Here is a 24,932-nt window from a genome sequence, read left to right as displayed (position 1 = left end):
TCTCCTTTCGTATACAAGAAAACTATGCGGTGGTTTCACGCGGGCAATGCCGGGCTGGTGCCCTTGCCCAGGCCGAGGTTTTCGCAATAGCGCCGCAGCAGCGCGCGATCGACCGGCGCAATCGCCGCACCGGCGCGCTGCAGGGCGAGCTGGGTCGCCGCGGCATGTACCTGGGGATAGCGCTGCACACTATCGTAGCGGTCGAGAATGCCCAGCACGGCGGCCAGCTCCAGGTCCTGCGTGCGGGCGAGGCGGGCACGGGCGCGTTCCAGCCAGTGCGCCAGCGGCAATGTCTGCAGCGTGCGGCCCAGTTGCTCGAACACGGCGGGTATATCGCTGGCCTGCAGTGGCTGCGGACTGCCCAGGTGATAGACCTGGCCCCAGCTTTCCGCCCGTGTCGCCAGCGCGACGATGGCGCTGGCCACGTCGTCGGCCGGGGTGAGGTTGAGCGGCAGTTCCAGCGCCGGAATCGCGCCCAGGTCTGCATACAGCCGCGTCACGCGCCAGATCAGGTCGGCCGGATTGCAGATCGCGTGGCGGCGGTCGCCGGTCACCGCGCCCAGGCGATAGATGCTCAGCGGCAGACCGCGCCGCTGCGCCTGGCGCGCCAGGCTGTCGGCCACCCATTTGCTCTGGCTATAGCCGTCGACCAGGCCGTGCCAGGACGCCAGTGCCGCGGCTTCGTCGACTTCCGCGCCGTTGTCCGGGCCGATCACGGCCAGCGTGGAAACCAGGTGCAGGTGCTTGGGCCGGCCGCGCTGGCTGCAGCGGATCAGCGCCAGCGTGCTATCCACATTGGCCGCGCGCAGGGCGGCATAGGGCTTGAGGAAATCGACCCGCGCGGCGCAGTGCAGCAGCAGGTCGCAGTCGTGTTCGATGCGTGCCAGCTGCGCCGGCGCCAGGCCCAGTTGCGGCAGGTCCAGATCGGCGGCGATCACATCGATGCGGGCCTGCGCCGCATCCACATCGAGCCGGCGCAGCGCCAGCGACTGCAGCAGCCGCGTGCGCGCCTGTGCCGCATCGGCGGCGCGCACGGTACAGATCACCTGCGCCGAGGTGTCGCGCAGCAGGGCGGCCAGCAGATGACTGCCGACAAAGCCGGTAGCGCCGGTCAGCAGCACACACGTGGGCTGCGGCGCCGGACGCGCGCCGTTCCAGCGGATATCCGCCGGCAGTTGCGCGTCGCGGTCCAGCTGCGGCACTTCCTCGGCGCTGCCGACTTCGATCAGGCGTGCCAGCTCGGCCACGCTGGGATGGGTATAGATGCCGCTGAGAGGAAAGGCCGCATCGATCTCGGCGCGGATGCGCTGGCCCAGCTGCAGCGCCAGCAGCGAATGCCCGCCGATGTCGAAGAAGTTGTCGTGAAGGCCGACGCGGGCCAGGTCCAGCGTGCTGGCCAGCAGCGCCGCCAGGGTCTGCTGCAGCGGCGTCTGCGCGGCGGCAAATGCCGTGTCGGCGTCGAACTGCGGCGGCGGCAGCTGCTCGCGGTCGAGCTTTCCGCCCACGCCCAGCGGCCAGCTGGATAAAACCATAAAGACAGAAGGCAACATGTAGTCCGGCAGCAGCGCGGCCAGATGCTGGCGCAGCACCGCCGGGGCCACTGCCGGCCGCGCCAGCACATAGGCGATCAGGCGCTGGCTGCCGGCTGCATCGGCTCGGGCCACGACGGCGGCCTGCTGCACCTGGGCATGTAGCAGCAGTGCCGCCTCGATTTCCGCCGGTTCTATGCGGTAGCCGCGCACCTTCAGCTGTGCATCGCAGCGCCCCAGCAGCTCCAGCTGGCCCTGGGCGTTCCAGCGCGCCAGGTCGCCGCTGCGGTACAGGCGGCTGCCAGCCGGGCCGTGTGGATTGGCGATGAAACGCTGGGCGGTCAGGAACGGCTGGCCGAGATAGCCGCTGGCCAGGCCGGCACCAGCGATATAGAGCTCGCCGCACAGCCCCGGCGGCAGCAGGCGCAATTGCTCGTCGAGGATCAGCAGGCCGGTATTGCTCACCGGCCTGCCCGCGTCGATGCGGCCGTTGCCGGACAGCGGCGCGCTCAGGCTGCTGCAGATGGTTGCCTCGGTGGGGCCGTAGGCATTGATCAGGCGGCGTCCGCGCGACCATTGCGCCACCAGTTCTGGTGCGCAGGCTTCGCCGCCGACCACCAGGCAGCGCAGCGCCGGTAGTTCCCGCATCGGCAAGGTGCCCAGCGCCGCAGGCGGAATCAGCGCATGGCTGATGCGCTGCTGCTGCAGCAGCTCGGCCAGCTCATCGCCCAGTGGCCGTTCCTGCACCGGCAGCACCAGTGCGGCGCCGGCGGCGAAGGCCATCAGCAGGTCCATTACCGAGGCGTCGAAGGCGCAGGAGGAGTACTGCAATACACGTGCACTTGTATCCAGGTGCAACTGTTCCACCAGGTCGGTGGCGAGGCTGGCCAGGCCGGCATGGGCGACGGCGACGGCCTTGGGCGTGCCGCTGGAGCCGGAGGTGAAGATCACATAGGCCAGATCCTGCGGCTGCAGCGGCCGGCGGCGTTCGCCGTCGCGGGGATCGTGTGCGGCCTGGCCGGCCAGTGTGGCTGCGGTATCTGCCGCGTGCAGCTGGATGAACGGCAGTGGCATTGCTGCGGCGGGCAGATCGGTATCGGCCAGCACCGCGGCGATGGGCAGTTGTGCCAGTGCCTGCGGCAGGCGCAGCAGGGCCTGGGCCGGCGGCAGCAGCAGGCTGGCCGCGCCGCATTTGGCGATCGCCAGCTGTGCCACGATGCGCGTGCGCGCGTCGTCGAACACGCCGGCCAGCACGTCGCCGGGCCCATGCCCGCGGCCGATCAGCAGATGCGCCAGCCGATTGGCCCGTGCATTCAGTTCCGCGTAGCTCCACTGCTGCGAACCCCACAGCAAGGCCGGCAGCGAGGGCTGCTGCGCGGCCTGCTGCTGCACGAAATCGGCCAGGCTGCGCCAGGCCAGCGCGCGCGGCCGCTGCGCATGCGCGGCCAGCCACTCGTGTTCGTCTGCGCTGAGCAGGGGCAGGGCGGCGAAGGATTCGTCCGGCGAGGCGCTGAGCAGTTCCAGCCAGCGTTCGAAGCGCCGTGCCAGCGCCGTCGCCGTGGCCGCGTCGAACAAGTCGGCACTGTATTCGATGCCGCCTTGTATACCGCCGGGCAGGCCGTCGCCGCTGCGCGTCTCGCTCAGGATGAAGGCGAGGTCGAACTTGGCCGAATGCCGCGGCACCGGCTGCGGCGTCAACGCCAGGCCGGGCAGGTCGAATTCCAGCGCCTGGCTGTTCTGGAAGCCCAGCATCACCTGGAACAGGGGATGGCTGGCGCGGGAACGCTGCGGCTGCAGCAGTTCGACCAGATGGTCGAAGGGCAGATCCTGGTGGGCATAGGCGCCCAGGTTGCGCTCGCGCACGCGCGCCGCCAGTTCGCGCAGGCTCGGTTCGCACTGGCCCGGCACGGCCGCGGTGTCGGTGCGCAGCACCAGGGTGTTGACGAAGCAGCCGATCAGGTCGTCGAGCTGGTGATCGTGGCGGCCGGCGACAGCGCAGCCCAGCGGAATATCGCTGCCGGCGCCCAGGCGCGTCAGCAGTGCTGCCAGCGCGGCCTGTACCAGCATGAAGATGCTGGCCTGGGTATCGCGCGCCAGTTGCAGCAGACGGGCATGCACTTCGGCAGAAATCTGCAGCGGTGCAACGCCGCCGCGATGACTGGCCTGGGCTGGCCGCGGCCGGTCCCAGGGCAGGCGGATCTGCTCCGGCAGGCCGTGCAGCGCCTGCTGCCAGTAGGCGCGCTGGCGCGCCATGCTGTGCTGTTCGTCGTCCTCGCGCAGCAGGCGCTCCTGCCACACGGCGAAGTCGGCGTACTGCAGCGGCAGCGGCTGCCAGTCCGGCGCGGTGCCGCGCAGGCGTGCCGCATAGGCCAGGCCAAGATCACGTCCCAGCGGCAGCAGCGAGGCACCGTCGCCGGCAATATGGTGCAGCAGCAGCAACAGCACGTGCTCGTCGCTGTCCAGCGCGAACAGGTGTACGCGCAGCGGCGCTTCCTGGGCGAGGTCGAAACCGACTTCGGCAGCGGCCTGCAGGCGCGACTCGATGTCGTCCTCGCTCGCGATGGCCTCGATCGGCCGTGGCGGCGCCGCGGCGAGCGGCAGCACCTGTTGCCAGGGCCGGCCCTCGTGCAGCCGGTAGACCGTGCGCAGGCTTTCATGACGCTGTACCAGGTCGTGCAGCGCCGCACTCAGCGCGGCCTTGTCCAGGTTGCCGGACAGGCGCAGGGCTAGCGGCATGTTGCAGGCCGGCGCCGCGCCGGCCAGGTGGCTGAGGAACCACCAGCGCGCCTGGGCGAACGACAGCGGCGCGCGTTCGCCGCGCGGCTGTGGCCGCAGCGGCGGGCGCGGCGGCGCGGCCTGGTCCAGGCGTTCGGCCAGTTCTGCAATCGTGGAAACCTGGAAAAGCGTGTCCAGCGGCAGCTCCACCAGAAAGCGCTCGCGGATCTTCGACAGCAGCTGCACGATCAGCAGCGAGTGGCCGCCCAGTTCGAAGAAGTTGTCGTGTATGCCCAGGCGGTCGAGTTTGAAGGTGGCTGCCCACAGTTCGGCCAGCGCGCTTTCCGTCGGCGTGCGCGGCGGCGCATACGGCGCGGCCGGACGGGCCTCGGCCGCCGGCAGGGCGGCGCGGTCCAGCTTGCCGCTGAGGCTCAGCGGCAGCCGCGGCAGCAGCACGAAACTGGCAGGCAGCATGTAGTCGGGCAGGGTGCGCGCCAACTGTTCGCGCAATGACGCAGGCACCGGATCGCTGCCGGGACTGGCTACGAGGTAGGCGACCAGGCGTTGGTCGCGCACGTCGACCGCGGCCTGGGCCACTCCGGCCTGGCGCAGCAGCACGGCCTCGATTTCGGCCAGTTCGATGCGCAGGCCGCGCAGCTTGATCTGGGCATCGCTGCGGCCGTGGTATTCGATCTCGCCCTGGGCATTCCAGCTGGCGATATCGCCGCTGCGGTACATGCGGCTGCCCGGCGGGCCGAACGGATTGGCGATGAAGCGTTCGGCCGTAAGGTCGGGCCGGTCCAGATAGCCTTCGCCCAGGCCCAGGCCGGCGAGATACAGATCGCCGCGGGCGAGCGGTGGCAGCGGCTGCAAGGCGGCATCGAGTATATAAAGTTTTATATTCCAGATTGGCTTGCCGATCGGCACGCTGGCGGGTGCCGATGCGTTCCGCTCAAGCGGGTGAAGCTCTGTCGCCGACAGCTGCAGGTTCTGGCCGGTTTCCACTCGCCGCGCGTCGTACGCGGTATGCGAGGACGGCTGTGCGGTGCTTGCGGTGTTCGCAACCGATGGGGCCGAGGCAGGCGCCATCCCAATGCTGGCCTGCCCCTTGATGGGCAAGGAGTCGGATTGCGGCGCGGTCCAGCTGCTCACGTCGACGGCGGCCTCGGTAGGGCCGTACAGGTTGTGCAGCGCGCAGGAATAGCGCCGGCGGAAGCGGCGCAGCAGTTCCGGCGGCAGCGCTTCGCCGCTGCAGACCACATGCCGCAGCGCCGGCAGTTGCGGCAGGGCGGCCTGGGACAGGAATGCATCCAGCATAGATGGGACAAAATGCACAATGCTGATCTGCTGCCGGGCCAGGACGTCGGCTATCTGGGCAGGATCCTTGTGTGCGCCCGGCTGGGCCAGCACCAGGGTGGCGCCGCCGAGCAGCGGCAGGAAGAATTCCCATACCGAGACATCGAAGCTCGCCGGCGTCTTCTGCAGAATGCGGTCCTGCGGAGTGAGCTGCAGCGCGTCCTGCATCCAGAGCAGGCGGTTGACGATGGCCGCATGCGCGGTGACTACGCCCTTGGGGCGGCCAGTAGTGCCGGAGGTGTAGATGACATAGGCCGGGTCGGCCGGCGTTGCTTCCTGCTGCGTTGCCGCCGCCGTATCGGTAGCGTCGGTTTGCCAGGGCTGGTCGATCAGCAGCAGGGGCGCGGTGTCGGGCAGGGCGGCGGCGGCGACGGTCGTGGTCAGCACCAGGCCGGGCCGGGCGTCGTCGAGCATGAAGGCGAGGCGTTCGCGCGGATAGTCGCTGTCCAGCGGCAGATAGGCTGCGCCGCAGCGCAGGCTGGCGAGCAGGGCGATGACCAGCTCGAACGAACGCGGTATCGCCACGGCGACGATGCTGCCGCGGCGCACGCCACGCCGGCGCAGCTGCTGCGCCAGCGCTTCGGCGTGCTGGTCGAGGTGCGCATAGTCCAGGCTGGCGTCGCCGAACTGCAGCGCCGTGCGCGCTGCATGCTGCCGCAGTGCGACCTGCAGCAGGGCAGCCAGCGTAGTGCGCGCCAGTGGCTGTGCGGTGGCATTCCAGTCGTGTACTACCTGGTGGCGGCAGGCGGCATCGAGCAGCTCGATGCTGCCCAGGCAGCGGTGCGGGTCTTCGATCAGGGCGTCGAGCAGCTGCTGCAGGCGCTGCTGGTGCCCGGCCAGCGCTTCCTCGGTATACAAAGCGGGATTCGCGTCGAAGTCGATCTGTATGTCCTGGCCGTTGCCGCGATCGTAGAAGAAGATGCCCAGGTCTTCGGCCGTGCCGTTGGACAAGTTGCGCGGTGTGCCGGGGCAGTCGCCGTAGCGAAAGTCGTAGTCGAAGGGTTCGACATTGACGACGGTGGTGAACAGCGGCTGGTTGCTGTTCAGCAGGCCGAGGTCGCGGCGCAGTTCTTCATAGCGATACGCCTGGTGGCGCAGCAGCTGGCGCATCTGCCGGCCAGTTTCGCGCACCAGTTCGGCCAGCGGCAGCTCGGCCCGCACGGCCAGGCGCAGCGGCACGGCGTTGGCGACCATGGCCGGAACGCGGCGCATGCGCTCGTTATGCCGTGCGGTCACCGGCACGCCGACGACGAGATCGTCCGCGCCGGTCATGCGATACAGATAGGCGCAGGTTGCCGCGATCAGCAGCTGCGGCAGCGTGGCGCCGAGTTCCTGTGCGATGCGGCGCAACTCGCCGACGCGTGTGTGCGCGAGGAAGGCAGTCCGGCGCAGCAGGCCGCCGCGGTTGGGCAGGCGGCGCTGGGCCAGGCTGGCCGGTGCCGGCGTGTCGGCGAAGCGGCTCATCCAGTAGTGGCGGTCGCGGGGGAAGCGGCCGGATTCGCGATAGGCGGCCTCTTCCTCGACCAGGCTGGCGAGCGAGCCGAAAGCGCTGGCCGGGTCGGGCGCGCGCTGCTGTACGCGGGCGCTGTACAGCTCGGCCAGGCGCCGCGCCACCAGGCCGCCGCCGAAGCCGTCCATGACGATATGGTGGCAGCGGTGATACCAGATGTAGCTGTCGTCGCCGACGCGCAGCAAGGCAAAGCGGAACAATGCTTCGCGCGCCAGGTCGCCGCGCTGCAGGTAGTCCTGGCGCATCCAGGCTTCCGCCGCGGCGCGGCCGTCGGCCTCGCGGGAAAAATCCACATAAGGCAAATCGCCGCGAAAGTACGGGTCGATCAGCTGGTGCGGCCCGTCGCTGCCGGCGGCGATGCGCACGCGCGTGGTGTCGGCTTCGCTCACCAGGTCGGCCATGGCGGCGAGAAACTGCGCGACGTCGATGCCGCCGCGGATTTCCACCGCTTCGGCCAGATTGAAATTGGTGTCGCTGCCGGCAAATTCGTGACCCAGCCAGATGCCCATCTGGCCGCCGGTCAACGGCAGCGAAGCGGAAGCGGGCGCGGCGCTGAACATGAGTAGTCTCCAGCCGGCAGCAGCCGGCGCGGCAATCGGCGCAGGTGTGTCCCGGGCGATACGACACCGCGCTGCACCCTGGAGGCAGCGGGAAGCAGCGCCGGAACGGCGATGGCGTGACGTTTTGGCGCGCGGCGCCGACCGGTCAGGCCGGTGTCGTGTCGGCGGCTTGTACCCTGCCGCAATCGCGCCAGTGCGTTTCCAGGTAGACGCGGCAGGTTTCGCGGTCGCTGGCGGCCAGGGCGACAGCCCAGCCCGCAGGTACGGCCAGGAACGCCGGCCACAGGGAGTAGCGTCCTTCCTGATTGAGCAGCACCAGACAGGACGCCGTTGCATCGTCCAGAGGGTGAGTCATTCGCGTTCTCCAGGTCTTGCGCAGATGTTGCGATCCTTCGGCGTTGCTAGTCTATAACCACAAGTACACAAAAAGAATAGTTGAATGTCGAAAAAGTAAATAACTTGTCACGAAGTCGGCGGCGCAAGGGGGGAATCCCTCAGGCATGCGTGAGGTGGTTGTCGAATCCGCAGATACGCCTGCATTGGCGGCGCGGGTCATGGCCGGGGCTGCTGCGCAAGCAGGCCGCCGGCGCGGGCCGCTCGCCCGCGGCGCCATGCCGCAGCCGCGGCGATTGGGTGCGCGGGCCGAGTCAGGCTAGGATGCGCCGTCCCTCAATCCGCCGAACGACCGATGAAACAGCTTCGAATCGCCACGCGCCAGAGCGCGCTGGCCCTGTGGCAGGCCGAGCATGTGGCCGCACGCCTGCGCCAGCTGCATGCCGGCCTGGTAGTGGAACTGGTGCCAATGACGACCCGGGGCGACCAGATTCTCGACCAGCCGCTGTCGGCGATCGGCGGCAAGGGACTGTTCCTCAAGGAACTGGAAGTCGCCATGCAGGAAGGCCGCGCCGACATCGCCGTGCACTCGCTGAAAGATGTGCCGATGCAGCTGGAAGCGGGCTTTGCCCTGGGGGCGGTGCTGGAGCGAGCCGACGCGGCCGACGCGTTCGTCAGCAACCGCTACCGCAGCCTTGTCGAGCTGCCGGCCGGCGCCCGCGTCGGCACTTCGTCGCTGCGCCGCCAGGCACAACTGCGCGCACTGCGGCCGGACCTGCAGCTGATCGACCTGCGCGGCAACGTCGGTACGCGCCTGGGCAAGCTCGATGCCGAGCAGTACGACGCCATCGTGCTGGCCTGCGCCGGACTGGACCGCCTGGGCCTGGCCGGGCGCATCGCGAGCCGCCTGCAGCCGCCGGACTGGATTCCTGCCGTGGCCCAGGGCGCCATTGCCGTCGAATACCGTAGCGGCGACCGCGCTACGCTGGAACGCCTGCAGCCGCTCAATGACGCCGACAGCTGGCGCTGCACGGCAGCCGAGCGCGCGATGAACCGGCGCCTGCATGGCAGCTGTAGTGTGCCTATTGGCGCGTATTGCCTGGAAATCGAGCAGGGGCTGCTGCAACTGATCGGCCTGGTCGGCGATGCGCGCAGCGGCCGGCTGCTGCGTGCCGAGGCGCTCGGTGCGGTCGATGCACCCGAAGCGCTGGGCGAGCAGGTGGCGCAACGGCTGCTCGACCAGGGCGCGGATGCCATGCTGCGCTGAGTTCTGTCGCCGTCGCCGTCGCCAACGAAAACGGGCCCCGCAGGGCCCGTTTTCTTTTTACCTTCTGCAACAAATATCAGAAGTTGTAGACCAGGTTCGTCGTCATCAGCTGGTCGGTCTTCTTCAGGCCCGGCGCAACGTCGCTGTTGTGGCGAACCTGGTAGCCGAGCTTCAGCGCCAGGGTCTTGTTCATGTTGACCACGAGGCCGGCATCGTTCTGGTAGAAGGTGTTGTCGGAACCCGCTTCGACCAGGAAGGTGTTTTCGAAGCCGGTGTTCTCGTTGAAGCGGTACTTGAAGCCGATCAGGCCGCGGCCGACGACGTCCGATTCGGTCTCGCCGGTCAGCACCGGCTCGACGCGCTTGTAGCCCGGGCCGACTTCGAACGAAAGCTCGGTACGTTCGTTCTTGATGGCGGTATAGCCGTAACCCAGCGAAACCACGGCCTGGTAGTTGAACGGCGAGAAATCGTCGTTTTCGTAGCGCAGCGCACCGACCAGATAGCTGCGCTCGTCGAACTTGTAGCCGGCCGAGGCGCCTGCCTCGTAGCGGTTAGCGGTGTAGTCGTAGCTGGTGACGGCGGTGGGTACGCCGTCGATGCTCTGGATGCTGGTGCTATTGCCCTTGGAACGCAGGGCGGTGAGATAGAAGTTGTCCTTCCAGGTGTCGTCTTCCTTGCTGAAGTTCAACTTGGCATTGAGGTTTTCCGACTTGGCATTGCCGCGCGAGGCGGCGAAGCCGAGTTCACCGGAACCGTTCCAGCCACCGTCGGCGAACGCGGCGAACGGCAGTGCGGCAAGTAAGGTCGTGGCGATCAGGAGTTTTTTCATGGGTTCAACCCTTCTTCGAGAAATAATCGGGACCGCTGCCCAGTGCGCGTGAACCGCGGGCAAACGGAGCGCCGGATACTACGGCGACGGATTGAATCTGGTCTGAATCGCATCGACGCAGCAACCAGTGCGCGGCCAGTCTAGCGCGGTTTTTTGCGCTGTCTGGCGCGTATGTAGCGGCTGCGGTGATAAAGATTTACAGCGTGAGGGATTTCTGGCGCGGAATATCCGGGCTTGCACTCACTCGCTGTAATAAAGATTTACACCATGAGACATTTCGCCACGAACCGCCGCGGCCTATACCTGCGTGCTGCCGTAATAAAGGTTTACAACGTGGCGTGCTTCGGCGAAGAACAGCCAGCGCTCGACGAAGATGCCGGCGCTGCCGCCGAGCAGGGCGAGCAGGGCGAAGGTGAGGGAAAGCCCGGTCCACAGCACGCTGGCGCCGATCGCCGCCAGCGGCAGGGCGAGGCCGGCTAGCATGGCGACGGCGCGCAGCTTCTGTGCATGCTTGCGTGCGACGACAAATCCCATTTCGCGGTTGATGTAATTCTGTTCGGTATGCGGTTTTTCGAAGCTGCTGACGCTGCCGAAGCGGCCCAGCCCGGTAGCGCTGGCGGAGGTCGCCAGCGGTGCTGCCTGATCGAGCCGGCGCCAGTACATCAGCTTCAATGCGGCTGCCAGCATGGCGCTCAGCACCACGCCCATCAGCAGCCAGGGCGGCAGGCCGATCAGGTTCCAGTAGAGCGCGTCGTGGCGGTGCTGCCAGCTGGCCAGCAGCCATAGCCAGAGGCCGCCGGAAAACCCTGCCAGCACGAGGTATACCGGAGCGACCCATGCATTGTTCCAGGCCGGAATCGTGCGCAGGCTGGAGTAGATGCGCGCGGTGCAATAGACCGTGGCGATCGCCGCGAGCAGCAGCAGCGCTGCGGCGATGCGCGCAGCCAGCGGCCAGTCGTCCTTGGGGTCCAGGCGCCAGCTGCAATACAGAACGGTCAGCGCGGGCAGGTAGCTCAGCACGGCGCAGACGCCTTCCCGCGACAGCCAGGAGCTGCGCCATTGGCTGAAGGCGCGCCAGGCACGCCGTGGCTGACCCAGGTGGGCCATCGACGCCAGCAGGCCGATGCCGGCCAGGCTCATGCCGAGCAGGGCCGGCGCGGCGACGCTGGCGAAGGTTTTCGGCCACCAGCCCAGGGCAATGCCCGCGCCGAGCAGGGCGAGCAGGCCGTAGCCCGCGCCCGACAGCGTGGTGAAGAAGATGACCGACAGCGCCGGATGCATGCGGGCGCGATCAGCCGGTGACGACGGCGGTGCCGGTCACGGTGACCATGAGCATGTCGCCGCCTTCCTTGATCTGCACCGTCTCGTAGTCGAAGTCGATGCCGATGACGGCATTCGCGCCGAGATCCTTGGCTGCTTCGACCATGTCTTCGATGGCCGCTTCCTTGGCCTTGCGCAGCACCTTCTCGTAGCTGCCCGAACGGCCGCCGAGAATGTCGCGGATGCCGGCGAAGAAATCGCGGAAAACATTCGCGCCGAGGATGGCCTCGCCGCTGACCAGCCCGAGATAGCGCTGTACCGGATGGCCTTCGAGGTTAGAAGTAGTGCTCAGCAGCATGGCGGTTCCTTTGAAGATGGGGTAAAAATTTCAGCGCGACAGCAGCTTGTCCATCCAGCGCAGCAGCGGCGGCAGCTGGGCGGGATCGAGGCTTTCCTCGCTGTTGGCACGGGCAGTCTCGCCGCAGCCGTTGCGGCGCGGCCGCGGCGGCAGGTAGCGGTTGACCGGCGCATAGCCCAGTTCCGGCATCAGCGCATAGCCTTCGCGTTCGGCCACCAGTCTGGAGACGGCCGAGTCAGCGTCGCCCAGGTCGCCGAAGTGGCGGGCACGCGTAGGGCAGGCCATCACGCAGGCGGGCTGGCGATCGGACTCGGCGAAGGATTCGTTGTAGATGCGGTCGACGCACAAGGTGCATTTCTGCATGACGCCGCGTTGTTCGCTGTACTCGCGCGCGCCGTAGGGGCAGGCCCAGGAGCACAGCTTGCAGCCTATGCACTTGTCCTCGTCCACCAGCACGATGCCGTCTTCGGCGCGCTTGTAGCTGGCGCCGGTGGGGCAGACGGTGACGCAGTCAGGTTTCTCGCAGTGCAGGCACGAGCGCGGAAAATGCACCGTCATGGCCGGCGCCTGTTCGGCAAAGCCGGTCTTGAGCAGCTGCTGCAGCGGACCGTTGCCGCGGCTGTCCGCCGGCACGCCGGGCGGTTGCACTTCGAAGCTGTGGATGCGATTGAACCAGACCCCCAGCGGCTCGGCGCCGTAGGCGTCTTCGTCCGGCAGCGGGCCGAACTGGCCGCCTTCGTTCCATTCCTTGCAGGCCACGGCGCAGGCATGGCAGCCGACACAGGTGTCGAGGTCGATGACCAGGCCGAGTTTCTTGGTCGTTGTCGTCGGCAGCAGGGTCATGGGCGGGCAACCTCGATGCGGTGCGGCTGGAATTGCAGCGTGTCTTCGGCTTTCTCTATGCGCACGCGCAGATCGAACCAGGCCGCCTGGCCGGTGACCGGATCGGCATTCGCATAGCGGTAGCCGTCGGCGCGCGGCGGCAGCAGTTCGCTGATGACGTGATTGAGCAGAAAGCCCTGCTGCGATTCCGGCGCATCGGCCGACAGTTTCCACGAGCCGCGTTTCTTGCCGATCGCATTCCAGCTCCACACCGTGCCGGGCTCGGTGCCGTTATGACAGCGCACCGGCACGCGTATACGTCCCTGCGGCGATTCCACCCAGACCCAGTCGTCGTCGCGCAGCTGCAGCGACTGCGCCGTCTGCGGATGGATGTAGAGGAAATTGCGCGCGGTGATCTGGCGCAGCCACGCGTTCTGCGAACCCCAGGCGTGATACATGAACATCGGCCGCTGCGTGATCGCCGCGATGGGATAGCGGTCCAGATCGATCTGTGCCCACTCGAACGGCGCATACCAGAACGGCAGCGGATCGAAATAGCGCGCGACGCGCTCGCGCTCCTGCGCCGGCGGCTGTACCGCGCCATGGCCTTGCGCGGCCAGGCGGAAGCGCTGCAGCCGTTCGGAATACAGCTCGATCACCTGTGCGTGGACCGAGCCGACGAAGCCGAGGCTGCGCGCCCATTCGAGATAGTCGCGATTGGCCATCTTGTAGTAGCGGCCTGCCAGCGGCACTGGCGCATGCCAGAACGCGCCGTGCTCCTTGTAGCGCTCCAGCTGCTGCGGGTTCGGCTCGCCAGTGCCTTCGCGCTGGCCGTCGCGGCCGCGCCAGCCGGCGAGCAGGCCGACGCCGGGCGCGCGTTCGTGTTCCACCATGTACTGGGCAAAGCCGCCGGGATAGCGCGGTGAACCGTCTTCGCGCAGGCAGCCGGGCAGTTTCAGGCGCGTGCCCAGGTCGAGCAGTACATCCTGGAAGGCGCGCACGTCGCGGTCGGGTGCGGCGATGGGGTGGCGGATCGCATCGCTGGCGCTGTCGGCGTCGGAGATCGGCCGGTCGAGCAGCGAAATGCAGTCGTAGCGTTCGAGATAGGTGGTGTCTGGCAGCACCAGGTCGGCGAATTCCACCGTCTCGGAGGCATACGCATCGACGTAGATGATGCGCGGGATCTTGTATTCGCCGTCGGCGTCTTTCTCCACCAGCATGCGCCGGGTGCCGGTGGTGTTCATGGCCGAGTTCCAGCCCATGTTGGCCATGAACAGGAACAGCGTATCGATCCGCATCGGATCGCCAGCGACCGCATTGGCGATCACCGACTGCAGCATGCCATGCACGGCCAGCGGGTGCTGCCAGGAAAACGCCTTGTCGATGCGTCGCGGATTGCCCTGCGCATCCACCAGCAGGTCTTCCGGCGAATGCACATAGCCCAGCGGGCCCGCGTCGAGCGTGCCGTCGGCCTTGCGCGATTTGCCCGGCCGGTTGGCCGGCGGCACGCCCTTGGGGTACGGCGGCTGGTAGCGGAAGCTGCCCGGCGTATCGATGGCGCCGAGCAGCATCTGCAGCGTATGCAGCATGCGGCAGGTGTGGAAACCGTTGCTGTGGGCGGAGATGCCGCGCATGGCGTGCAGCGAGATCGGCCGGCCTATCATTTCCGCGTGCTGGCGGCCCCAGACGTCGGTCCAGGCAATGGGCAGGCGGATCTCCTGCTTGAACGCCACGTCAGCGATTTCTGCGGCAATGCGGCGGATCGTCGCCGCGTCGATACCGCACTGGCTGGCGGCGGTGTCGGCAGCATAGTCGGCGGCGAGGAAGCGTTCGGCAAACAGCTGGAACGCCGGCACGGCCTTGCGTCCGTCGGCCAGCGTGTACTCGCCGACGACCAGCGGTGCAATGTCGACCGCATCGGCGCGCTCGGCCTTGCCGGCGCGCGTCCAGCACAGGGGATGCTGCTCGCCGTCGCGGGCGATCAGGCCGTCGTCGGCCTGGCCCGGATTACGCACAACCAGATAGTGCGCATTCGTATACCGCACCAGGTAGTCGAAATCGACCCAGTCGTGCAGCAGCAGCTGCTGGATCAGCGCACCGACGAACAGGCCGTCGGTGCCGGGGCGTATGCCCAGCCATTCGTCGGCGATGGCGGCATAGCCGGTGCGTACCGGATTGATGGCCAGCAGTTTGGCGCCGCGCTGCTTGAGCTTGCCCAGGCCGAGCTTGATCGGGTTGGAATCGTGGTCTTCGGCCACGCCGAACATCATCAGGTAGCGCGTGTGTTCCCAGTCCGGCTCGCCGAATTCCCAGAACGAGCCGCCCAGCGTATACATGCCCGCCGCCGCCATGTTGACCGAGCAGAAACCGCCGTGCGCCGCGTAGTTGATGGTGCCGAACTGCTGCGCCCACCAGCCGGTGAGTGCCTGGGACTGATCGCGCCCGGTGAAGAAGGCCAGCTCGTCCGGATTGCGCCGGCGGATATCGCCCAGCCATTGCGCCGCCAGTGCCAGCGCTTCGTCCCACTCGATTTCGCGGAACTCGCCCTTGCCGCGCTCGCCCACGCGCAGCAGCGGCTTGCTCAGCCGCGCCGGCGAATAGTGCTGCATGATGCCGGCCGAGCCCTTGGCGCAGATCACGCCGCGATTGACGGGATGCTCGGGATTGCCCTGGATATAGCGGACCTTGCCGTCCTTGAGGTGCACTTTGATGCCGCAGCGGCAGGCGCACATGTAGCACGTCGTGGTCTTGACGTCGTCGCCGACCGGTTCGTGCAGTTTCAGAGAGGCATGAGTCATGCGATGGCGATGCTCAGGTCGGCGCGTCGCCGCGCGAAAAATTTTCAGCGGCCGCGTGTCGATGGACCGACGCCCGGTGCAGGGCGCGAATGGTAGCGGACCGGCCGGTGGAATGGGCAGAACGCGTGCGCTGCCTATCGTGCCACGCGCCGGGAACTTGCCCGAGTTTGCCCGCATTTCGCCACAAGGCGGCACTAGCCTGCGCGCCAACGACCGTATGGGAGACACCGATGGCAGGCTGGCGCAGCTGGACCCTGGCCCTGATTCTGCTGGCGGCATTGCCGCTGGCGAACGCGGCCGACACCTGGGAAGTGCATCCGGAATGGGCGCCGCTGTTTGCGGCGCAGGGGCTGGGCGCGGGCACCATGCTGGTCTACGACGAGCAGGCCGGGCGCTACCAGGTGCTGGATCGCAAGCGCGCCGAGACCGCGTTCGCGCCGGCCTCGACCTTCAAGATCTGCAATGCGCTGGTGGCGCTGGAAACCGGCGTGGTCAAGGACGAGCACGAGACCTTCCGCTGGGACGGCAAGAAGCGCTGGCTGGACGTGTGGAACCGCGACCACGACCTGGCCAGCGGCATGCAGTATTCGGTGGTCTGGTTCTACCAGGAGCTCGCGCGGCGTATAGGCCGCGAGCGCATGCAGGAATGGGTGAGCCGCGCCGGCTACGGCAACCGGGATATTTCCGGCGAGATCGACACATTCTGGCTGGGCCAGGGCGGGCTGAAGATCAGCGCCGTGCAGCAGATCGATTTCCTGCGCCGCCTGGCCGACGGCCGCCTGCCGTTTTCTGCGCGCAGCCAGGATATCGTGCGTCGCGTCACCATCGTCGATGCGACGGATGCGTATGCGATGCATGCCAAGACCGGCTGGAAAAAAGTGGCTGGCGAAACCGACCTGGGCTGGTACGTGGGCTGGGTAGAGCGCGACAAGCGGCGCTGGTTCTTTGCTCTGAATGTCGATTTACACAAGGACGACGACGCGGCCAAGCGCGTGCCGCTGGCGCGAGAAATCCTGGTGCAGGTCGGGGCCTTGCCGAAGCCGTGATCCGGCGCGGCAACAGCGGCGTCAATCCAGCCGTTTGCTCACCCGCATCACCGCAATGCTCAGCACCACGGCACTGAATGCCGCCAGCGCGGCCATCTCGGGCCAGAGATCGGCCAGGCTCGCGCCACGCAGGGCGATGCCGCGGATCAGGCGCAGGAAGTGCGTCATCGGCAGGATCTCCGACAGCCACTGCGCCGCCCTGGGCATGCCGGCGTAAGGGAACATGAAGCCCGACAGCAATATCTGCGGCAGGAAGGTGAAGAACGCCATCTGCATCGCCTGGAACTGGCTGCGTGCCAATGTGGAAAGAAACACACCGAGCGCTGCGCTGGCCAGGATGAACAGCAGCGCGGCCAGGTAGATCTGCAGCAGGCTCCCGCGCAGGGGCACGGCGAAAATCAGCTTGCCCAGGGCCAGTACCAGGCTGACCTGGACCAGGCCGATGCCGATGAAGGGCAGCACTTTGCCCAGGGTCAGTTCCCAGGGCGATACCGGCGTGGCGATCAGCATTTCCAGATTGCCGCGCTCGCGTTCGCGCACCAGGGCCATGGCGGTGAACATCACCATGGTCATGGTCAGGATCACGCCGACCAGGCCGGGCACGGTGTTCACCGGCGCGCGCCGTTCCGGATTGTAGAAATTGACAATTTCCATGGCGGCGGGCGGCACGGCATCGGCGCTGCGCAGGCGCGCGAGCGGATACGCGGCAAGCTGGCGCGCCGCCTGCTGCACGACCTGGTCAGAGCCGTCCACCACCAGCTGCAGCGGCGCGCGGTCGCCGCGTTCCAGGCGGTTGTCGAAATCGGCGGGTATGACGATGCCGACGCTGATCTTGCCCTGGCGCATGGACTCGTCCAGCTGCTGCGGCGAGGAAAGCTGTTCGCGCAGGGTGACGACCTGCGAGGCGGCGATCTCGGCGACGAATTCGCGCGAGCGGGCCGTATTGGCCTGGTCGAGCACGGCCGCGTCGAGATGGCGCACATCCAGGTTGATGGCGAAGCCGAACAGCAGCAGCTGCATGGTCGGTATGCCGACGATCATGCCGAAGGTCAGGCGGTCGCGGCGCAGCTGGCGCAGTTCCTTCAGCACAATGGAGAACAGGCGGCGCAGGTTCATGCGGCGGCTCCGGTTGCAGCGGGCGCGCTGCGCAGTGGCTTGCGCGTGGCGGCGACGAACACGTCTTCGAGGTTGGCCTCGCCGCGGCGTACCTCGGCCGGCACGCCGCGCTGGGCCAGATGCCGGGCCAGGCTGTCGGCATGCCACGCCTCGCGCGCCGCCAGCACGCGCAGCTCGGCGCCGATCTGGGCGAGGCCGACCACGCCGGCCTCGCCCTGCAAGGCCTGCTGTGCGCGCCGTGGCGCGGCGCAGTCGACCAGCCAGACGGCGTAAGGCAACTGCGCGCACAGTTCGCGCGGCGCGCCGTCGGCGACCAGGCGGCCCTGGTCGAGAATGGCCAGGCGATGGCAGCGCTCGGCTTCGTCCATGTAGTGGGTGGAGACCAGGATGGTCGTGCCCGCGTCGGTGAGTTCGAACAGCGAATCCCAGAACTCGCGCCGCGATTGCGGATCGACGGCGCTGGTGGGTTCGTCCAGGAACAGAAGCTCTGGCTCGTGCAGCACGGCACCGGCCAGGGCCAGGCGCTGTTTCTGCCCGCCGGACAGGGTGCCGGCCAGCTGCTTGCGCCGTTCGGCCAGCCAGTAGCGCTGCAGCAGATGATCGATGCGCTGGCGTGCTGCGGCGCGGGGCAGGTCGTGCACGGCGGCGAGGAATTCCAGGTTCTCCTGCACGCTGAGGTCTTCGTACAAAGAAAACTTTTGCGTCATGTAGCCAATGCGGCGTTTCAGCTGTTCGGCCTGCTGCGGTATCGCCAGGCCCAGCACCTGAATGTCGCCGGCACTGGGCATGAGCAGGCCGCAGAGCATGCGTATCGTGGTCGACTTGCCCGAGCCGTTGGGGCCGAGAAAACCGTAGATCTGTGCGCGGGAAACGGTCAGGTCGACCTTGTCGACGGCGACCAGCTGGCCGAACTGCTTGCTCAGGCCGCGCGCCTCGATCGCGTTGTCACTGGCCATGGCCCTGCACCTCGGCGCTGAGCGGCAGGCCAGCGGGCAGATCCTGCAGCGCGATCGCCTGGCTGCAATCGCTGCCGGCGCAGCCGTCGAGCAGCAGTTCGGCGCGGTACGACAGCCGGTTGGCATCGTCGCCGCTGAGGGCGTAGTAGGGCGTGAACGAGGCCTCGCTGCGCACGGCGCGTACATGCGCCGAATACGGCTGGGCGATGCCGGCGATCTGCACGGTCAGCACCTGCCCAGGCTGCAGCGCGCTGCGCCGCGGCGCCGGTACGAACAGGCGTGCATACGGCGCTGTACCGCAGAGCAGCGAGACCACGCTGGCGCCGCGCGCCGGCTGGTCGCCGAGCTTGTACGGCAGGGCGTCGGCGCGGCCGGCCTGCGGTGCGCGTACGTCCAGGCGTTCGCGCGTGAGGCGCAGTTCGTCGACCTTGGCCTGGGCGGCGGCGACGCTGGCGTCGGCCTGGTCGAGCTGTTCCGGGCGGGTGCCGTTGGTCAGTTCCAGCACATGTGCCTGGGCGGCGGCGACTTCGGCGCGGGCGGATTTCAATGCGGTGTCGCGCCGGTCCAGTTCGGCCTGGGCGATCAGGCCCTGGCGGCGGATTTCCGCGGCGCGTTCGCGTTCGCGCTGGGCGTCGCTGCGACTGACTTCGGCGCGGGCCAGATCGGCGCGGCTGGCCGCCAGGGTTTCGCTGCGCGCGCCGTGCTGCAGTTCGGCCTGGGCGGCCTGGCTGCGCACCAGTTCGGCCTGGGCCTGGGCCAGCTGGGCGTCGCTGCGGCGCGGGTCCAGCTGCAGCAGCAGCGCGCCGGCTTCGACCCGGTCGCCTTCCTTGACGGCGATCGCGATCACCGGTTCGGCCGCTTCGGCCTGTACTGCGATGCGGTCCCATTCCAGCGTGCCCAGCAGCGGCGGTGGCGCGTTGCTGCGGTTGCAGGCGCCTAGCAGTGCGGCAAAAGAGAGAATGAAAAATAATCTCAGAGTGGACATGGCGGCAGTCCGGGCAGGGGGTTCAGGCGATGGGGGCAGTGCTTGGGCTGCGCGGTTCCAGCCCGTGCAGCAGCAGCGCCAGCACGTGCTTGCGCAGGGTTTGCGGGGTGATGTCGTCGGCGGGGTAGATCGCGCGCCAGACCGGCTGCGCGGCGAACGGGAATACGGTGAGCCCGATCAGCGAGACCATGAACAGGCGCGGCTCGATGTCGGCATTGATTTCGCCGCGGGCCTGGGCGGCGGCGACCAGGTCGCGCACCTTCAGCGCTAGCGCAGGCGCCATGCGCTGCACCAGGTAATGGCGCAGCTGGCCGCCTTCGTGCAGTACCTCGCGCACCCACAGTTGCGGGAACCAGGGGTTGGCGCCGAGCAGGTCCATGATGTTGCCGACCAGGGCTTCTATCGCCTCGCGCAGAGTGCGCGGGCCGCTGGCCAGGCCCAGCCCCAGCTGCGCCGACAGCGGCAGCAGGTGTTCCTCGACCAGCGCCTCGACCAGTTTTTCCTTGGAGCCGAAGTAGTAATGCAGCAGGGCCGGCGTCACCTGCGCCTTGCGGGCGATCTGCGACAGCGGTGTGGCGGCGATGCCCTGTTCGGCAAACAGTTGCAGCGCCGACTGCAGCAGCTGTGCGCGCACGTCGGCGGCGCTGCCAGGGCCGGAATGGGCGGCGGGGCGGCCACGGCGGCGCGGCGGGGAAGCGGGAGGGCGGCTCATGGGAGCGAAATTTAATTGATGATCAATTTAATTTCAATCGCGCGGCCTCGAGACCTTCGTAGGGTGCGATGAGCGAATGCGAATTGCACCGCGAGCTCGCCTGGCAACGGCGGCTTGCCTGCAGGCCGCGACGGTGCAATTCGCTGCGCTCATCGCACCCTGCGGCAGACAGTGGCCGCGGTATTCGGTCGCGGCGCGCGTAGGCGTGCGGGGCTGGTGGCAGAATCGGCTGCCGTGTCCACGCAGCCCGCCATGCCCCGATTTGTGCTGCTGCCGGGCCTGGACGGCACCGGCGACTTGCTGCAGCCGTGTTTGCCGCGCTGTTGCAGCAACTGGTGCCGGTCGAGGTCATTGCCTATCCGAGCGAGCCGGTCGCCGGCTATACGACTTTGCTGGAGCAGCTCGCGGCGCGCGTGACTGTCGACGCGGACACGGTCTTGCTGGCCGAATCGTTCGCCGGTCCACTGGGCGTCGCCCTGGTCGCACAAGCCGCCGTGGCGCCGCGCGCACTGGTGCTGTGCGCAACCTTTGCCGATTCGCCGCTGCTCTGGTTGCGCCCGCTGGCGCCGCTGCTGCGCGGCTTGCCCTTGCATGGCCTGCCGCCGTGGCTGTGCGCTGCCGCCACGTTCGGGCGCTGGGCTACGCCGGCGTGGTCGGCGCGCCTGCACGCGACATTGCACCAGGTGCCGCAGCCGGTGCTGCGCGAACGTCTGCGTGCCGCCTTGCGCGTGGCCTGGCGCGAGGCGTTGTCCGGCGTGCGCTGTCCGCTGCTGTACCTGCAGGCCAGCGCGGATTGCATCGTGCCGGCGCGCTCGGCGCGACGCATCGCGGCGCTGCGTCCGGACCTGCACTTGGTGCGCATCGCGGCTCCGCATTTCCTCTTGCAGGTTGCGCCAGAGGCGGCTCTTGCCGCGATTGCCGCGTTCCTCGCCAACACCGTTGCGCGCTGAAGCGAAGCGGACATTCCCGTCGCTGCGACGATCTGCCAAGCTCCGCCTTCGCCGCTATCGCCGCCTATGACTTCGTTCGATTTCGCTCCTCTTCTGTGCCTGCTCGCGCTGGCCCTGGCCTTGGCGTTCCGGCGCCATCGCGCCGCGTTGCTGCTGGCGTCGACGACGCTGGCCGTGGCGGCGCTGACGCTGCCACCGGAACAGATTGCCGGCAGCCGCGCCGCGTCTGCCAGCGTGATGTTCCTGCCCTGGTTCTGGCTGCTGGCGCTGCTGTTGCCGGAGCCGCCGCTGCGTTCGCGCCGCATGCTGGCATTTGCCGTGCTGCTGGGCCTGGCCGCCTGGTTGTGCGTGATGGCGCCGGAGCATGTCTGGCGCGGCTTCGAGCATGTGCTGCCGCTGGGACGGCTGGCGGCGCGGCCGGGCCGGATTGCCCTGGTTCTGAGCCTGCTCGCCTGTGCGATTGCCGCTGCCCAGTGGGCCTGGCAGCGCAGGCCGCTGGATGCGGCACTGGCCCTGGCCTTGCTCGCTGCGTCGTTCGGCTGGATCCAGCTGGCTGGACTGGAACTGCGCCATTGGCTGCTGGTCAGTGCGGCAGCGACCGGCCTGGGCGTGGTGTATTCGTCCTGGCGCCTGGCGTTTCTCGATGCACTGACCGGCCTGCCCAATCGCCGCGCCCTGGACGAAACCCTGGCGCGCCTTTCCGGCGACTACGCCCTGGCCATGGTCGACGTGGATCACTTCAAGCAGTTCAACGACAAGTACGGCCACGATGCCGGCGACCGCGTACTGGTTGCGGTGGCGCGCAGCCTGGCGCAGACGTCGGCAGCGCATGCCTTCCGCTTTGGCGGCGAAGAGTTCTGCCTGCTGTTCCGCCGGCCTGAGCTGGCCAGGCAGGCCTGCGAAGACGCACGCCTGGCGATAGAAAACCTGCGCGTCGCGCTGCCGCGCAAACCGGCGGCAAAGGCCGACAAGGCCGCAGCGAAGCCGGCCAGGAAAAGCGAAACCACGGTACAGGTGACCGCCAGCATCGGCGTCGCGCCGCGCAATCCGCAGCGCCGTGCTGCCAGCGAAGTGCTCAAGGCGGCCGACCAGTGCCTGTACAAGGCCAAGGGCAAGGGCCGCAACCAGGTCGTCGCGACGGCCTGAGCGACACCGCGTGGCGTAGTTCGGCAGCGTATGGCCAACTGATCACCGTTGCCGCGCAGTTACGATAAGGTTCTCGCGGCGTGCCGTGACCGGCGCGCATCGACAGGGGAAATCGATGTTTACCAAACAGGGCGCAGCCAGGGCTGCAAACGCGCTGTGGGCCAGTGCGGCGAAATTCTCGTGGCCGTGGCTGCCGATGCTGGTACTGCTGCTGGCCATGGCGCCGCTGCACGCGGCGGATACGGACAAGGCGCTGGCGGCCGACGAAGGCTGGCTGCTGCTGATCGCCGACAACGCCGCGCAGGCTCATTCGCTGCTGCTGGACGGTCCCGGCCTGCTCGGCGACGACCTGGTGCGCGGGCTGGGTGCCGGACGCAATGTGCGCCTGCTGCGCGCCAAGGCCGGCCGCTATCGCTGGTCTGGTGTCAGCGCCGGCAACGTGCGCTGGAACCTGAAACGCGGCGCCGATCGCGAATTCGCCATCGAAGCCGGCGCGATCAACTATCCGGGCAATTTCATCCTCAAGGCCAGCGGGCGGTACAGCGGCACGTTCTTCCGCTCCAATCGCGCGCTGCAGGCAATGATGGCGCTGGATACGAATTTCCCCGGCGTGCGCGGTGCGCATCCCTGGCGCAGCGATGTGGGCGCGCCAGACCCGTTCGCGCAATTTGCCGGCGACAAGTTCACGCCGGACAAGACCGCAGCGCTGCTTGCATCGGCCGAAGCGGATGCGAAGAAAACCCGTGCCGGCCAGGTCGACGAGAAATTCAGCGCGCTGTTCGAAGAGCTGTACGCACCGGCTCGGGCGCTGTGGCCGGCGCTGAATCCCGCCGGCGACCTGCTCGCGTTCAAGGAGCGGCGCAAGGATGGTGAAGTGGCTGTGGTGGTCGATCTGGCCAGCGGCGAAAGCGTCGATGTGCTCGGCGTTGCCGGCACGGTGGATCAACTGGTCTGGGCCAGCGACCGCGCACTGTACGTCGGCATGGCGGTCGACATGACGCGGATACTGGCCGACATCAAGGGCAAGTCCATGGGCGTGCCGCTGGCCATGCAGGACGGCGTGGAACTGGTGCGCCTGGGCACGGGGCCGCTGGATGCGAAGAAATTCAGCCGCGTGCGTATTCCGGGTTTCGTCGGCGTCATGAACGGCCTGAACAACGATTCGCGCGGCTTGCTGGTGCGTGCCGACAGTGCGGGCGAGGTGCATGTATTCGCCTTCGACGAAAACAGCAGGAACTACGAAGTAAAAGACTTCCGCAGCGAGCGGCGCCTGGACAAGGGACTGGACAAGATCAGCGACATCTTCAGCGATGCCCAGGGCCAGCTGCGCGCGGCCCTTGTCGGTGGCGAAGGCGGCAGCCTGGCACTGGCCGTGCGCGAGGCGGACGGCAAATGGCAGCAGCGGCCGTCGCTACCGGAAAACATCCAGCTCACGCCGATTGCCCTGAGCCCCGACGGCACGCATCTGATCGTGCTGACCGATGCCGAGCGCGAACAAGTGGAAATGGTCAAGTTGAATCTCGACAGCGGCACGCTGGGCGAAACCATTGCCGCCGAACCCGGCGCCGACATGGTCGGCGCATATCGGCGTACGCGCGACGGCGCGGTGATCGGTGCACGCTATTACCGCAACGGTACCTTGCAGACGCGCTACTTCGCGGCCGAGGACGATGCCCAGCTGGCCGGCGTGGCCAAGCAGTTTCCCGGCAGCAATGTGGTGGTGGCCGACGACAGCCGTGACGGCCGCCGCCTTTTGCTGCTGGTCAGGTCGGAGACCAGTGTCGGTTCGTTCTACCTGTTCGACCGCGACAAGCGCACGCTGGAAAAGCTGCTCGACACGATGGACCCGTACAAGCAGGCCAAGCCGGTGGCGTCCAGCGCGTTCAGCGTAAAGACCGCCGACGGCCTCAATGTGCAGGGCTTCCTGACCTTGCCGGCTGGTGTTGCCAAGGCGCCGCTGGTGGTGATGCCACACGGCGGTCCGATCGGAGTCAGCGATACGCTGGATTTCGATCCCAGCGTGCAACTGCTGGCCAGCAGCGGTTTTGCGGTGCTGCGGGTGAACTATCGTGGTTCCGGCGGCGCAGGACGCGCCTTCGAAGAGGCCGGTCATGGCAAGTGGGGGCGCGAGATCGAAGCGGATGTCGACCTGGCGGTAGAGCATGCCTTGAGCCACTTTGCGCTGGATCGCGAGCGGGTCGCGCTGTGGGGTGCCAGCTATGGCGGCTATTCGACCCTGATGGGCCTGATCAGCCAGCCGGACAAATACCGCTGCGGCGTGGCGGTGGCGGCAGTGACCGACCTGCCGCTGAAATTCAGTTCCAGCGACTGGTCGCGCAGCGAGAAAGTAGCCGCCACGATGAAGAAGATCGTCGGCGATCCGGATACGCAGATGGCGCAGCTGCGCGAGTTTTCGCCGGTATATCAGTATCAGCGCCTGAAGCGTCCGCTGCTGCTGATCCACGGCACCGAGGACATGCGTGTGTCCTTCGAACACGCCTGGCGTCTGCGCAACCTGCTGGCGGCCAGCGGCAACGCACCGGCTTTCCTGCCGCTGCCGGGTGCCGATCATTCCCTGTCGCGGCGCAACGATCTGCTGGCCATGTATGCCGCCAGCGACGGTTTCCTGCGCGAATGCCTGGCGGCCAGGCCGGCGGCCGCCGCGCCTTAGTGCCGGCAGGTGT

General features: G+C 67.8%; 16 protein-coding genes. 5 read left to right on the top strand and 11 right to left on the bottom strand.

Annotation, left to right across the window (positions count from 1 at the left end):
- Positions 1-35 precede the first annotated feature (35 nt).
- The gene (locus DFR29_RS19665) at positions 36-7,670 is read right to left on the bottom strand and encodes a non-ribosomal peptide synthetase (RefSeq protein ID WP_133820343.1); all 7,635 of its coding nucleotides are present in this window, start codon (positions 7,668-7,670) and stop codon (positions 36-38) included.
- A 145-nt stretch (positions 7,671-7,815) separates the two neighbouring features.
- Entirely contained in the window at positions 7,816-8,025 is a 210-nt protein-coding gene (locus tag DFR29_RS19660; RefSeq protein WP_133820342.1) for an MbtH family protein, read from the bottom strand.
- Between the two features lie 333 nt (positions 8,026-8,358).
- Here DFR29_RS19660 and hemC point away from each other — a divergent pair, with 333 nt between their 5' ends.
- Positions 8,359-9,270: a hydroxymethylbilane synthase gene (gene hemC, locus DFR29_RS19655; RefSeq protein WP_133820341.1), complete on the top strand. Its 912-nt coding sequence runs from the start codon at positions 8,359-8,361 to the stop codon at positions 9,268-9,270.
- Between the two features lie 76 nt (positions 9,271-9,346).
- On the opposite strand, the gene DFR29_RS19650 is transcribed toward hemC, so the two are convergent.
- From DFR29_RS19650 to DFR29_RS19630, 5 genes are all read right to left on the bottom strand, one after another.
- Complete coding sequence (locus DFR29_RS19650) at positions 9,347-10,099, bottom strand: DUF481 domain-containing protein (RefSeq protein WP_133820340.1); 753 nt, start codon at positions 10,097-10,099, stop codon at positions 9,347-9,349.
- 297 nt (positions 10,100-10,396) lie between these two features.
- Positions 10,397-11,380, bottom strand: a complete 984-nt coding sequence (locus DFR29_RS19645; protein ID WP_133820339.1) for a dimethyl sulfoxide reductase anchor subunit family protein — start codon at positions 11,378-11,380, stop codon at positions 10,397-10,399.
- 10 nt (positions 11,381-11,390) lie between these two features.
- Positions 11,391-11,717 (bottom strand): YbjQ family protein, encoded by a 327-nt coding sequence (locus DFR29_RS19640; RefSeq protein WP_133820338.1) that lies wholly within the window; start codon positions 11,715-11,717, stop codon positions 11,391-11,393.
- A 30-nt stretch (positions 11,718-11,747) separates the two neighbouring features.
- Positions 11,748-12,560, bottom strand: a complete 813-nt coding sequence (locus DFR29_RS19635) for a 4Fe-4S dicluster domain-containing protein (protein ID WP_133820337.1) — start codon at positions 12,558-12,560, stop codon at positions 11,748-11,750.
- Positions 12,557-15,337 carry a molybdopterin oxidoreductase family protein gene (locus DFR29_RS19630; RefSeq protein WP_133820336.1) on the bottom strand — a complete coding sequence of 927 codons (2,781 nt, stop codon included), beginning with the start codon at positions 15,335-15,337 and terminating at the stop codon, positions 12,557-12,559. The genes DFR29_RS19635 and DFR29_RS19630 overlap by 4 nt, the downstream gene beginning before the upstream one ends.
- A gap of 230 nt (positions 15,338-15,567) precedes the next feature.
- Here DFR29_RS19630 and blaOXA point away from each other — a divergent pair, with 230 nt between their 5' ends.
- Positions 15,568-16,383: a class D beta-lactamase gene (blaOXA, locus tag DFR29_RS19625; protein ID WP_166654217.1), complete on the top strand. Its 816-nt coding sequence runs from the start codon at positions 15,568-15,570 to the stop codon at positions 16,381-16,383.
- A gap of 21 nt (positions 16,384-16,404) precedes the next feature.
- Here the strand turns inward: blaOXA and DFR29_RS19620 are convergent, their stop codons facing one another.
- From DFR29_RS19620 to DFR29_RS19605, 4 genes are read right to left on the bottom strand one after another with little or no spacing between them, the layout of a single operon-like run.
- The gene (locus DFR29_RS19620; protein ID WP_133820334.1) at positions 16,405-17,499 is read right to left on the bottom strand and encodes an ABC transporter permease; all 1,095 of its coding nucleotides are present in this window, start codon (positions 17,497-17,499) and stop codon (positions 16,405-16,407) included.
- Positions 17,496-18,437 (bottom strand): ABC transporter ATP-binding protein, encoded by a 942-nt coding sequence (locus DFR29_RS19615; protein ID WP_133820441.1) that lies wholly within the window; start codon positions 18,435-18,437, stop codon positions 17,496-17,498. The genes DFR29_RS19620 and DFR29_RS19615 overlap by 4 nt, the downstream gene beginning before the upstream one ends.
- A gap of 7 nt (positions 18,438-18,444) precedes the next feature.
- Positions 18,445-19,440, bottom strand: coding sequence for an HlyD family secretion protein (locus DFR29_RS19610; protein WP_133820333.1), 996 nt, complete (start codon positions 19,438-19,440; stop codon positions 18,445-18,447).
- Positions 19,441-19,462: 22 nt separating this feature from the next.
- Entirely contained in the window at positions 19,463-20,152 is a 690-nt protein-coding gene (locus tag DFR29_RS19605) for a TetR/AcrR family transcriptional regulator (protein WP_133820332.1), read from the bottom strand.
- Positions 20,153-20,460: 308 nt separating this feature from the next.
- Here DFR29_RS19605 and DFR29_RS19600 point away from each other — a divergent pair, with 308 nt between their 5' ends.
- The 3 genes from DFR29_RS19600 to DFR29_RS19590 all read left to right on the top strand — a co-directional run bounded on the left by DFR29_RS19600 (position 20,461) and on the right by DFR29_RS19590 (position 24,919).
- Entirely contained in the window at positions 20,461-21,102 is a 642-nt protein-coding gene (locus DFR29_RS19600) for an alpha/beta fold hydrolase (protein ID WP_133820331.1), read from the top strand.
- Positions 21,103-21,168: 66 nt separating this feature from the next.
- Complete coding sequence (locus DFR29_RS19595; protein ID WP_133820330.1) at positions 21,169-22,248, top strand: GGDEF domain-containing protein; 1,080 nt, start codon at positions 21,169-21,171, stop codon at positions 22,246-22,248.
- Between the two features lie 115 nt (positions 22,249-22,363).
- The gene (locus DFR29_RS19590) at positions 22,364-24,919 is read left to right on the top strand and encodes an alpha/beta hydrolase family protein (protein WP_133820329.1); all 2,556 of its coding nucleotides are present in this window, start codon (positions 22,364-22,366) and stop codon (positions 24,917-24,919) included.
- The last annotated feature ends 13 nt before the right edge of the window (positions 24,920-24,932 follow it).

It is taken from the genome of Tahibacter aquaticus, from assembly GCF_004363655.1.
Taxonomy (GTDB): Bacteria; Pseudomonadota; Gammaproteobacteria; order Xanthomonadales; family Rhodanobacteraceae; genus Tahibacter; species Tahibacter aquaticus.
Note: the sequence above shows the minus strand (reverse complement) of the source record. Positions and strands in the feature narration are given on the sequence as shown.